The organism is Pseudomonas syringae (genome assembly GCF_002157375.1).
Taxonomy (GTDB): domain Bacteria; phylum Pseudomonadota; class Gammaproteobacteria; order Pseudomonadales; family Pseudomonadaceae; genus Aquipseudomonas; species Aquipseudomonas syringae_T.
On sequence record NZ_MTSA01000010.1, the window covers coordinates 212,095 to 223,371 of the forward strand.

Annotated in this window: 8 protein-coding genes and 1 pseudogene; 5 read left to right on the plus strand and 4 right to left on the minus strand. The window is 60.6% G+C overall.

The window, feature by feature from the left end; all coding sequences use genetic code 11:
* Window positions 1-34: 34 nt before the first annotated feature.
* The 4 genes from BW686_RS14870 (at window position 35) to ntrC (ending at window position 4,008) form a co-directional block, all read left to right on the plus strand.
* Complete coding sequence (locus BW686_RS14870) at window positions 35-577, plus strand: DUF4124 domain-containing protein (protein ID WP_084918048.1); 543 nt, start codon at window positions 35-37, stop codon at window positions 575-577.
* Window positions 574-1,206, plus strand: coding sequence for a DUF4124 domain-containing protein (locus tag BW686_RS14875; protein WP_084918050.1), 633 nt, complete (start codon window positions 574-576; stop codon window positions 1,204-1,206). Before BW686_RS14870 ends, BW686_RS14875 begins: the two co-directional genes overlap by 4 nt.
* A 283-nt stretch (window positions 1,207-1,489) precedes the next feature.
* Window positions 1,490-2,575: a nitrogen regulation protein NR(II) gene (gene glnL, locus BW686_RS14880; protein ID WP_084918053.1), complete on the plus strand. Its 1,086-nt coding sequence runs from the start codon at window positions 1,490-1,492 to the stop codon at window positions 2,573-2,575.
* Complete coding sequence (ntrC, locus tag BW686_RS14885; RefSeq protein WP_005896211.1) at window positions 2,572-4,008, plus strand: nitrogen regulation protein NR(I); 1,437 nt, start codon at window positions 2,572-2,574, stop codon at window positions 4,006-4,008. The genes glnL and ntrC overlap by 4 nt, the downstream gene beginning before the upstream one ends.
* 226 nt (window positions 4,009-4,234) lie before the next feature.
* Here the strand turns inward: ntrC and mgrA are convergent, their stop codons facing one another.
* From mgrA to BW686_RS14905, 4 genes are all read right to left on the minus strand, one after another.
* Window positions 4,235-5,272, minus strand: a complete 1,038-nt coding sequence (gene mgrA / locus BW686_RS14890) for an L-glyceraldehyde 3-phosphate reductase (RefSeq protein WP_084918056.1) — start codon at window positions 5,270-5,272, stop codon at window positions 4,235-4,237.
* Window positions 5,273-5,350: 78 nt separating this feature from the next.
* Window positions 5,351-6,286 (minus strand): sulfonate ABC transporter substrate-binding protein, encoded by a 936-nt coding sequence (locus BW686_RS14895; protein WP_084918059.1) that lies wholly within the window; start codon window positions 6,284-6,286, stop codon window positions 5,351-5,353.
* A gap of 241 nt (window positions 6,287-6,527) precedes the next feature.
* Window positions 6,528-7,853, minus strand: coding sequence for an LLM class flavin-dependent oxidoreductase (locus tag BW686_RS14900; protein ID WP_084918061.1), 1,326 nt, complete (start codon window positions 7,851-7,853; stop codon window positions 6,528-6,530).
* 35 nt (window positions 7,854-7,888) lie between these two features.
* On the minus strand, window positions 7,889-10,204 hold the full coding sequence (locus BW686_RS14905) for a TonB-dependent receptor (protein WP_086934818.1): 2,316 nt from the start codon (window positions 10,202-10,204) through the stop codon (window positions 7,889-7,891).
* 170 nt (window positions 10,205-10,374) lie between these two features.
* Between BW686_RS14905 and BW686_RS14910 the strand changes: the two are divergent.
* Window positions 10,375-11,047, plus strand: a pseudogene (locus tag BW686_RS14910) (LacI family DNA-binding transcriptional regulator); the annotation flags it as partial.
* Window positions 11,048-11,277 lie beyond the last annotated feature (230 nt).

An 11,277-nucleotide genomic window follows, 5' to 3' on the forward strand; every position in this document is an offset into this window, starting at 1 on the left:
ACGGCCATTCGTGCCCCTTGTCGTCGAGAGTCTCATGCGTCAAAGCCTGATTTGCCTGCTGCTGTTGATCAGCCTGCCTGCCTTGGCGCAGATCTATAAGTACACCGATGCCAACGGCAACACCGCGTTCAGCAATCAACCGCCCAACGGCACCAAGACCGAAGTGGTCGAATTACCGCCGCTCAACAGCATCGAAACCCAGGCGCCACCGAGACCGGTCGTCAACAGCGCACCGCAATCGCCTCCCGCTTCGGCGCCTGCTCAACAGCAGCCACAGACGGCCTACGACGTACTGGAGCTGACTGACCTGCCCGCTGATGAGGCGTTACGCGCCAACAACGGCACCTTTATCATTGGCGTAAAGATCCATCCGCGGCTGCAACAGAACCACCGCCTGCAATTGCTGCTGGACGGCAACCTGTACGGGCAACCCTCCAACCTGCCGCGCTTTCAGGTGGTCAATATCGATCGCGGTGAACACAGCTTTGCGGTGGTGGTGAAGGATGGCGAGCGGATCATCCAGCAGAGCGAGACGATCACGCTGACCATCCAGCGCGTCAGCCTCGGCAAACCATGAACAGGCTTACCCTGCGCGGCCTGCTGATCTGCCTGCTAGGGCTGTCGGCGCTGCCGGCGATGGCCGACGTCTACACCTACATCGATGCGCAGGGTAACCGGGTGTTCACCGACCAGCCGCGCAAGAACGCCACACGTGTTGATATCCCGCCCAGCAACAACATGACCGGCACGCCACCGACCCGCACCTTGAAAGCCCGCCCGGCCAAACCCGAGCAGCAACCGATGTTTCATTATCAATTGCTGAGAATTCTGGTGCCGGAGCCGGACGCTGCGCTCAGTGTCCCCAGCGGAGACCTGATCGTGACCGTCACCAGCGATCCCGCGTTACAGCCGGGCCACAGTTATCGGCTGTTGCTGGACGGAATTCCCGTGGGCCAGCCCGGACGCAGTCCGGTTTTCCCGCTGAGCAACGTAGACCGTGGCACGCATCAGCTTTCCGTAGAGATTTTCGATGAGCTCGGCCGCGTTCTGGAGAAGACGCCCAACCAGCCCTTCCACTTGCAGCGCATGTCGCTGGCGCAAAAACGCGCCACACGGCCATGCAAGGATGAAGATTTCGGGGTCCGCCCGGAGTGCCCACTCAAGGACAAACCCGAACCGAAAAGCAGCCTCATCCCCTTCCTCTGACACGCGCCAACATGCAAGCACCTTTTTGGTGCGCAAATCGGCCACCTGCGCAACAATACAGCCCAGTTTGGTTCAGAAAGCCCCCACAGGTGGCGCTGTATGCGGGCACGCCTGCGAAAAATGACCTGTCTTTGCAGATAAAACGCTTCTTTTCGGAGCCTTGGTTTGTTTTTTGCAACTTCACCGGTACAGCACCGTATTGGTGGCTTTGCTCCTGCTGGCGCAGACCAACCAGCACCAGCATTGCGCGACTGCAATGTGCCAAAAGAGGTCAACACGATTCATGACTATCAGCGACGCGCTGCACAGACTGTTACTGGATAACCTGACAACTGCCACCATTCTGCTCAACGCCGACCTGCGACTTGAGTACATGAACCCGGCGGCGGAAATGCTGCTGGCCATCAGCGGTCAGCGCAGCCATGGGCAATTCATCAGCGAACTGTTCACCGAGTCGACTGAAGCACTGAGTTCACTGCGTCAGGCAGTGGAACAGGCACACCCTTTTACCAAGCGCGAAGCGATGCTCACCGCACTGACCGGCCAGACCCTGACCGTCGACTACGCAGTGACGCCGATCCTCAGCAAGGGCGATACCCTGTTGCTGCTTGAAGTGCATCCGCGTGACCGGCTGCTGCGCATCACCAAGGAAGAGGCCCAGCTGTCCAAGCAGGAAACCACCAAAATGCTGGTGCGCGGCCTGGCTCACGAAATCAAGAATCCACTGGGCGGGATTCGCGGCGCCGCACAATTGCTGGCCCGCGAGCTGCCGGAAGAAAGCCTCAAGGATTACACCAACGTCATCATCGAAGAAGCCGACCGGCTGCGTAATCTGGTCGACCGGATGCTGGGCTCCAACAAACTGCCATTGCTGGCCATGACCAACGTGCATGAAGTACTCGAACGGGTCTGCAGCCTGGTCGAGGCCGAAAGCCAGGGCTGCATCACGCTGGTGCGTGACTACGACCCAAGCATTCCCGATGTGTTGATCGACCGCGAGCAAATGATTCAGGCCGTGCTCAATATCGTGCGCAACGCGATGCAGGCCATCAGCGGCCAGAACGAACTGCGTCTGGGCCGGATCACAATGCGAACCCGCGCCATGCGCCAGTTCACCATCGGGCATGTACGCCACCGACTGGTGAGCAAGATCGAAATCATCGACAACGGCCCCGGCATTCCGGCCGAGCTTCAGGAAACCATTTTCTACCCGATGGTCAGCGGGCGCCCGGATGGCACGGGGCTCGGACTTGCCATTACCCAGAACATCATCAGCCAGCACCAGGGCCTGATCGAGTGTGACAGCCATCCCGGCCACACCACATTCTCGATCTTCCTGCCGCTGGAACAAGGAGCAGCTTCGACATGAGCCGTAGTGAAACTGTCTGGATCGTAGACGACGATCGTTCCATCCGCTGGGTACTGGAAAAGGCCTTGCAACAGGAAGGCATGACCACACAGAGCTTCGACAGCGCCGACGGGGTGATGAGCCGTCTGGCCCGTCAGCAACCGGACGTGATCATTTCCGACATTCGCATGCCCGGCGCCAGCGGCCTGGACCTGCTGGCGCGGATTCGTGAGCAGCATCCGCGCTTGCCGGTGATCATCATGACCGCCCATTCGGACCTGGACAGCGCGGTGGCGTCCTATCAGGGCGGTGCTTTCGAGTACCTGCCCAAGCCCTTCGACGTCGATGAAGCAGTCTCGCTGGTCAAGCGAGCCAACCAGCATGCTCAGGAGCAGCAAGGCCTGGACGTCGCCCCGACGCTGACCCGCACGCCTGAAATCATTGGCGAAGCGCCTGCGATGCAGGAAGTGTTTCGTGCCATCGGGCGTCTGAGTCATTCCAACATCACCGTCTTGATCAACGGTGAGTCGGGAACCGGTAAAGAACTGGTCGCCCACGCCCTGCACCGCCACAGCCCGCGTTCGGCTTCGCCGTTCATCGCGTTGAACATGGCGGCGATCCCCAAGGACCTGATGGAGTCAGAGCTGTTCGGCCATGAAAAAGGAGCCTTTACCGGCGCAGCGAACCTGCGTCGCGGACGCTTCGAACAGGCTGACGGCGGCACGCTGTTCCTCGATGAAATCGGCGACATGCCGGCCGACACCCAGACCCGGCTGCTGCGAGTGCTGGCTGATGGCGAGTTCTATCGGGTCGGCGGTCATACGCCGGTCAAGGTGGACGTGCGGATCATTGCCGCCACTCACCAGAACCTGGAAACCCTCGTGCAGGCCGGCAAGTTTCGCGAGGACTTGTTCCACCGTCTGAACGTGATCCGCATCCACATCCCGCGCATGTCGGACCGTCGTGAAGACATTCCGACCCTGGCCAGGCACTTCCTGAGCCGCGCTGCGCAAGAGCTTTCCGTCGAGCCGAAACTGCTCAAGGCCGAGACCGAGGAATACCTCAAGCATCTCCCGTGGCCGGGCAACGTTCGTCAACTGGAGAACACCTGCCGCTGGATCACGGTCATGGCCTCAGGCCGCGAAGTGCATATCAGCGACCTGCCACCGGAACTGCTCAGCCTGCCGCAAGACGCCGCACCGGTCACCAACTGGGAACAGGCATTGCGTCAGTGGGCCGATCAGGCGTTGTCTCGCGGTCAGTCGAGCTTGCTCGACAGCGCGGTGCCGACGTTCGAGCGGATCATGATCGAAACCGCCCTCAAACACACCGCCGGCCGCCGCCGCGACGCTGCGGTGCTGTTGGGCTGGGGCCGTAACACCTTGACCCGCAAGATCAAGGAGCTGGGCATGAAGGTCGATGGCGGGGATGACGACGAGGCGGATGAGGGCTGAGTAGCTCTCGTTGACTCAGCGCTATCTGGCTTTCAGGCTTCTGCCCGAAGGGCGTAGGAGCAAACAGGTTCGCGAAGGCGGTAGTTCAGACGATGCAGTTCGGAGAATGCACCGGCCCTTTCGCGAACCCGTTAGCCCCCACGGGCTTTGGCCAGAATCAAAAGCAGACTTGAGTATTACGCTGTCTGCTGCGCGGTGAGCGTCAGTCAGGTTTGTGCATAACGTATCACTCAGCCAGCGATGGCTTTTCCCACAGGTTGATCCCGCCTTCCACCGCAAAGCTGTCGATCTCGGCCAGCTCTTCCGGGCTGAACGCTAGGTTCTTCAGCGCGCCAACGTTCTCGATGATCTGCTCCGGGCGGCTGGCGCCGATCAGCGCGGACGTCACGCGTGGATCTCGCAGGGTCCAGGCCAGGGCCATTTGCGCCAGGCTCTGACCGCGACGCTGAGCGATTTCATTCAGGGCGCGCACGTGGGCGATGTTCTGCTCGGACAAGTGCGACGCCTGCAAGGAACCGCCGCCCGGACGATTGACCCGTGCATCCTTGGGCACGCCGTTCAGGTATTTGTCCGACAGCAGCCCCTGCGCCAGCGCAGTGAAGGCAATCACGCCCGCACCCAGCTCTTCGGTGGCCTCCAGCAGGTCTTTTTCAACCCAGCGATTGAGCAGGTTGTAAGCCGGTTGGTGAATCAGCAACGGCACTTTCCACTCTTTCAGCAGTGCAGCGATTTCGCGCGTCTTGGCGCCGGAGTACGACGAGATACCGATATACAGCGCTTTGCCCTGCTGCACCGCAGTGGCCAGCGCGCTGGCGGTTTCTTCCAGCGGGGTGTCCGGGTCGAAGCGGTGGGAATAGAAAATATCGACGTAATCCAGCCCCATGCGTTGCAGGCTCTGGTCCAGGCTGGCAAGCACGTATTTACGCGAGCCACCGCCCTGCCCGTAAGGCCCCGGCCACATGTCCCAGCCTGCCTTGCTGGAGATGATCAGTTCATCACGGTAGTGTTTGAAGTCTTCGCGCAGCAGGCGGCCAAAGTTGATCTCGGCGCTGCCGTAGGGTGGGCCATAGTTGTTGGCCAGGTCAAAATGGTTGATGCCCAGATCGAACGCCGTGCGCAGCATGGCGCGCTGGGTGTCGATCGGGGTGCTGTCGCCAAAGTTGTGCCACAAGCCGAGCGACAATGCCGGAAGCACCAGCCCGCTGCGGCCGGTACGGCGATAAGGCATGTCTTCGTAACGATTTTCGGCAGCGATGTAGGTCATTGAATCCTCTCTTGTCTGGGGATACTCGAGGCGTCTTCACTGCGTTGGCGAACAGAAGGTATCTGATCGCACGCGCAATCATGGCTTTTGCCAGACAGCCTGCTGAATGTCGACCCGCTTGGGTATCAAGTGGTTGTCGTAAAACAGATCAGCGGTCGCCTGCTGCGCACGCACGATCTCGGCGGTAATCGGCAGGCTGGGCGATACAGGCCGGTGGTCAAGATACTGAGTGATCACCGCTTCGGACAACCCCATGCTACGCGCCAGGGTCTGAATGCTTTCAGTGCGATGCGAGCGAGCCAGCCCGTCGGCCACCGTCAGTTCGTCGAGAACCTGCTGCACGAACGCAGCGTTTTTCTCGGCAAAGGCCCGGCGCGCCGTATAGAACGGTCCGGACAACCCCAACCCTTCGCCATTGGCCAGCAGACGGCTGTGGCCTTCGCTCATGGCGATGGAGTAATACGGGTCCCAGATCGCCCAGGCATCGACACTGCCGTTCTCGAACGCGGCACGGGCATCGGCCGGGGTCAGGTAGATCGGCTGGATATCCTTGAACGTCAGACCGGCCTTGTTCAGCAGGCGCAGTAACACGTTGTGGGAACTGGAGCCTTTCTGAAGGGCGACCTTGCGGCCTTTCAGGTCAGCGACGCTGTGCAGCGGGCTCTCGTTACGCACCAGTATCGTTTCTGCGTGCGGCTTGGACGGTTCCGTGCCGATGTAGACCAGGTCCGCACCCGCCACCTGAGCGAAAATCGGCGGGATGTCGCCGGTCGAGGCGATGTCCAGACTGCCGATGTTCAGCGCTTCAAGCATCTGCGGCCCGGCGGGAAACTCGATCCATTTGATTGCCGTATCAGGGAAACGCTTTTCCAGCAGAGCGTTTTCCTTGGCCAGCACGAGTGTGATCGAGCCCTTCTGGTAGCCGATGCGCAGGGTGTCGGGCTCGTCGGCAGAGGCTGTATTGAGCAAGCCGCTGAACGCCAGAATGGCAGCGATGAAAGTGAATGGTTTCATGGGTAATCCTTTAATTCAGTGGTCTAGGCCCTAAAGCCATTGCCATACACAAATCTGCCTTTGATTCTGCCCGCAGGGCGTGGGAGCGAACTTGTTCGCGAAAGCTCTATTCCGGGCGATACATCTTCAGCGGATGTCACGACCCCTTCGCGGACAAACGAAGCGTCGCCCGGTCCGCTCCCACGGCCTTCGGCCAGAATCCAGAGCGGACTTGTGTGTAACGATGAATGCACGGTCACAATCAAAATCTATAAACGGGCCGCTGCAGCCCCAGGTTCTCGCGCAACGTGGTGCCTTCATATTCAGTACGAAACAGCCCGCGCCGCTGCAACTCCGGCACCAGCCATTGCGCGACGTCTTCCAGACCGCCCGGCAGATGCGGCACCAGCACGTTGAAGCCGTCCGCTGCGCCTTGTTCGAACCAGCGTTGCAGCTCGTCGGCGACCTGAGCAGGTGTGCCGATCAGGCTGTAGTGCCCTCGCCCACCGGCGATCCGTCGCCCCAATTGTGCGAGGGTCAGGTTTTCCTGATCAGCCAGCTCAGTGAGCAGTTTTTGTCGACTGCGCTGGCCGCTGTCGGTCAGCGGCAGCTCGGGCAACGGGCCGTCCAGCGGGTAGCCCGACAGGTCAAAATTGCCCAGCATGCGCCCCAACAACGCGACGCCCACTTGCGGCTCGACCAGGTCCTGAAACGACTCGAATTTCGCCTTCGCCAGCGCTTCGGTTTCTGCCAGGACGATGAACACGCCGGGCATGACTTTCAGCGAATCGGCGTCACGCCCGTAAGCGCTCAAACGGCCCTTGATGTCGGCGTAGAACGCCTGAGCACTGGCCAGCGAGGTCTGCGCGGTGAACACCACTTCTGCCGTCTGTGCCGCCAGATCGCGGCCGACTTCCGAGGAACCGGCCTGCACCACCACCGGCTGACCCTGCGGCGAGCGCGCCACGTTCAGCGGGCCTTTGACGCTGAAATGCTCACCCACGTGATCCAGCACATGCAGTTTGGCCGGGTTGTAATACTCGCCACTGGCCTTGTCACGGGTGAAGGCGTCGTCTGCCCAGCTGTCCCAAAGGCCAGTCACCACCTGATGAAACTCTCGCGCCCGGCTATAGCGCTCGGCATGGCCGACATGTTCGGCGCGACCGAAATTCTGCGCCTCGGCGGCGGCATCCGACGTCACCAGATTCCAGCCTGCCCGGCCACCAGACAGATGATCCAGCGAGGCAAACTTGCGGGCCACGTGGTACGGCTCGTTGTAGGTGGTGGTCGCCGTTGCAATCAGGCCGATGTGGTCCGTCACGGCGCTCAACGCCGAGAGCAGCGTCAGCGGCTCGAAATGATCCGAACGTGCCATGCGACTGGCGATATCGCCGGTCGCTGCAGCCACGCTGTCTGCCACAAACAACGTATCGAATTTCGCCGCTTCCGCCACCTTGGCCAAATGCCGGTAGTGCTTGAAATCCAGTCCGGCGTCCGCAGGCACATCCGGGTGACGCCAGGCCGCAACGTGGTGCCCGGTGGCCATCAGAAAAGCGCCCAGTTTCATCTGTCGAGCAGTCGTGCTCATGCCTCACTCCTTACTGTGTAGCTGCGGGCAGCGACTCAAAAATCCTTGCGCAGCTGCACGCCGAAATAACGTTCGTCATCACGTGGCACGGACCGGTAAACGTAGTTGCCGCCCGTCGCCAGCATCGGTGAGTAGGACTTGTCGGCCAGGTTTTTACCCAGCAGCGCCACGCGCCAGCCGCTGTTGTAGTCGGCCAGTGCCACGCTGGCATTCCAGATGCCATAGGCACCCTGTTTGGTGTCCGGGTTCTGGCTGATGTCGTACTGCACTTCACTCTGCCAGCTGTAATCGGTGCCCAGTTCGATGTCCAGGCCGTTGTCCAGCGGGATGGTGTAATCGGCGCGAACGTAGCTTTTCCAGTCCGGGCTGTAGGGCAAGGTCTTGCCATCGACATTGCACGACGCCGCTGCACCGGCCGGGCAGGCAAACGTGTCGATCCGCGCACGGGTGTAGGACAGCGCGCCGGAAAACTTCAGGTTGTGGGTGGCCTGCAATGCGTAATCCAGCTCGACACCTTCGGTGCTGACGCTGCCTGCGTTGATCAATCGCGTCACGACCTGCCCGGCGACGCTGTCGAAGAAGTTCGCCTGATAGTTGTCGTAATCGCTGTGAAACACCGCCAGGTTGGTGGTCAGGCGATTGTTCCAGGTGGTGGCTTTGACGCCGACTTCCCAGGTGTTCGAGGTTTCCGGTTTGAGGGCCTGGGTATCACGCGGCTGCATGTTGAAGAACACGTTATAGGCCGGCCCCTTGTAGCCACGCGAATAGGTGATGTACGTCATCACGCTGTCGCTCAGGTCGTATTGCAAACCGAGACGCCCGGACTTGCCGTCTTCGTCCACCGAACCCGAACTGCTGGTTGCCGGCTGAATACCGCTGACGGTGGTCGCGGATGTCGACACCCGGCGGTGATCGTATTCCAGATCATCATGGGTCCAGCGCGCACCGGCAATGGCGCGGAAATCAGGTGTGAAATTGAAGGTGGTTTCGCCAAACACCGAGTAGCTGTCGGTGGTGGTGGTGTAATCCGCAACGCCACGGTCCTGAGTCGTCGGCGTGATCAGCGTGCGCTGATAGGTTTCGTCGCTCTTGCCGTGCATGTAGAACAGGCCGCCGACGTACTCGACAAACTGACCTTTTGGCGACGCCAGCCGCAGCTCCTGGGAATACTGGTTGAACTCAAGATCGCCCTTGTCTTCCGTGCCGGGAAACGCAGCCGTGACGGTGCCGAGGCGGTCGCCATCCTGATACTGCGTGTTGTCCCAGCCACGCCAGGCGGTGATGGACGTCAGGGTGTAATCGCCCAGTTGCCAGTCGAGCTGGCCGGACAGGCCTTTGTTGACGTCTTCGACATGGCTGCGGTAGTCGCTGACCACGTTTCGATTGTCGCTGTCGGCGCGCACCGGCGACAGCGCACTGGCGAACGCCGGGGTCAGCGCCTTGCTGACCACACCGTTGGGCGCGTCATCGTGAGACTGCATGTAGTCCGCGGCGAGGGTGAAGGTTATGTCGTCGTTGGGCGTGAACTCCAGCTTGCCGCGCGCGCCTTTGCGGTTGTAGCCGTTGACCTCCTGACCATTGAGCGTGTTGTCGACGTTGCCGTCGTAACTGCCGAACAGCGTGGTGATCGAGCCTTTGAGGGTCTGCGGAATCAGGCTGCCACCAATGCCGAACCGGGTGCGGCTTTCGTTGCCGCTGTAATACGACTGGTCGATATAACCGTGAGTCGCTTCGGTCGGTGCCTTGGTGGTGACGTTAAGCACACCGGCCGACGCATTCTTGCCAAACAGCGTGCCTTGCGGGCCGCGCAGCACTTCGATGCGTTCGAGGTCGAGCAAGTCCAGCGTGGCCTGACCCGGACGCGCATACACCACGCCATCGATCACGGTCGCCACGGTCGGCTCGACGCCCGGCGAGGTGGAAATGGTGCCGACACCGCGAATGAACAGCGAGGTGTCCTTGTTGGAAGCGCCCGTGCGGAAGTTCAGCGACGGCACTTGCTGCACAAGGCTGGCGACGCCATTGCGGTTGTCCCGCTCCAGTTGTTCGCCCTGAATCACCGAGACGGCGACCGGCACTTTTTGCAGCGATTCTTCACGGCGCGTGGCCGTCACGGTGACGGACTCCAGCGCCACGGTCTCAGCGTTTTGCGCAGCGTCAGTCTCCGCCATGACCGGAACCCAAGGCATGGCTGTCAGCCCCATCAGCAACCAGCCATAACGACGCCCCCGCGCCACATGAGCCTGATCGATAGCGTGCGCCAGAAGTGTGTGTCTGACGCCGTCTCCACGTGTTGTGTGCATCTGCGTGCCTGCCTGAAATATGCCCTGATCCGACAGTGCGGTACGCACTGGCGCCTATTCGTGCTGGCTAAACCGGGTCCGGGCATTCGCGGTGGCGAGTAGCAGACAACCATCTTTGTTAGCGCTAACATCGCCAGTATCGAGAATCGACTGATAGATCGTCCAATACTGAAAAATTAGTTTTATATTCTTTTTACTTTTATGCGAAGTGATCAAACATGGCCGATGAGAAACCCGTGACACGCAAACGCCGAGGCGCAGGCCGGGTCACCATCACCGCCGTGGCCCGTCACGCGGGGGTGTCGGCCATTACCGTTTCGCGTTATTTCAATCAGCCGGAGCAGGTATCACCGGAGTTGCGCGAGCGCATCGCAGCAGCGGTCAATACGCTGGGCTACGTGCCTAATCTGGCCGCAGGCGGTCTGGCGTCGGCGCGTAACAAAGTGGTGGCGATGGTGGTTCCCAATATCTCCGGGCCGATCTTCGCCAACACCATTCAGGGCTTCAGCGACACGTTGAGTCGGCACGGTTTCCAGTTGTTGCTGGCCTCCAGCTACTTTTCCGCCGAACAGGAAGAAAGCGCAGTGCGGGCCTTTCTGGGCTGGTCTCCGGCAGCGCTGGTGCTGACCAGTCGCTTCCACAGCGACGCCACCGAAAAAATGATCGGGCAGACCGACATTCCGGTGATCGAAACCTGGGACCATCAACCCGAGCGCAGCCCGATCCAGATCGGTTTCTCTCACTACGATGTCGGCGTGACGGCTGCCCGCTACCTACACGCCAAAGGCTATCGCCGCATGGCGTTCGTACAGAACAGCGTCGCGGGCGACTTCAGCGCACTGGAGCGGCGAGATGGCTACGTCACCACCGTCGAAGGGCTCGGCATCAAAGGGCCTGTGTCATCACCGAAAATGCTTCGTCTGAAATACCGTCTTCGCGAACAAGTTCGCTCCCACGCCCTGCGGGCAGAAGCCTGAAAGCCCTGTTTTCCGGGCTCTTTGAGAGCGTGAGGAACGAGCGTTGATCGCAAGAACACCTATCGTGCCCATGCTCCGCGCTTAGCGTTATACACAAGTTCTTTTGATTCTGGCCGAAGGCCGTGGGAGCGAACTTGTTCGCGA

What these genes read in the sequence shown, in the direction of transcription:
- BW686_RS14870 (WP_084918048.1), top strand. Translation starts at nt 35, where the DNA reads ATGCGTCAAAGCCTGATTTGCCTGCTGCTGTTGATCAGCCTGCCTGCC.
- BW686_RS14875 (WP_084918050.1), top strand. Translation starts at nt 574, where the DNA reads ATGAACAGGCTTACCCTGCGCGGCCTGCTGATCTGCCTGCTAGGGCTG.
- glnL (WP_084918053.1), top strand. Translation starts at nt 1,490, where the DNA reads ATGACTATCAGCGACGCGCTGCACAGACTGTTACTGGATAACCTGACA.
- ntrC (WP_005896211.1), top strand. Translation starts at nt 2,572, where the DNA reads ATGAGCCGTAGTGAAACTGTCTGGATCGTAGACGACGATCGTTCCATC.
- mgrA (WP_084918056.1), bottom strand. Translation starts at nt 5,272, where the DNA reads ATGACCTACATCGCTGCCGAAAATCGTTACGAAGACATGCCTTATCGC.
- BW686_RS14895 (WP_084918059.1), bottom strand. Translation starts at nt 6,286, where the DNA reads ATGAAACCATTCACTTTCATCGCTGCCATTCTGGCGTTCAGCGGCTTG.
- BW686_RS14900 (WP_084918061.1), bottom strand. Translation starts at nt 7,853, where the DNA reads ATGAGCACGACTGCTCGACAGATGAAACTGGGCGCTTTTCTGATGGCC.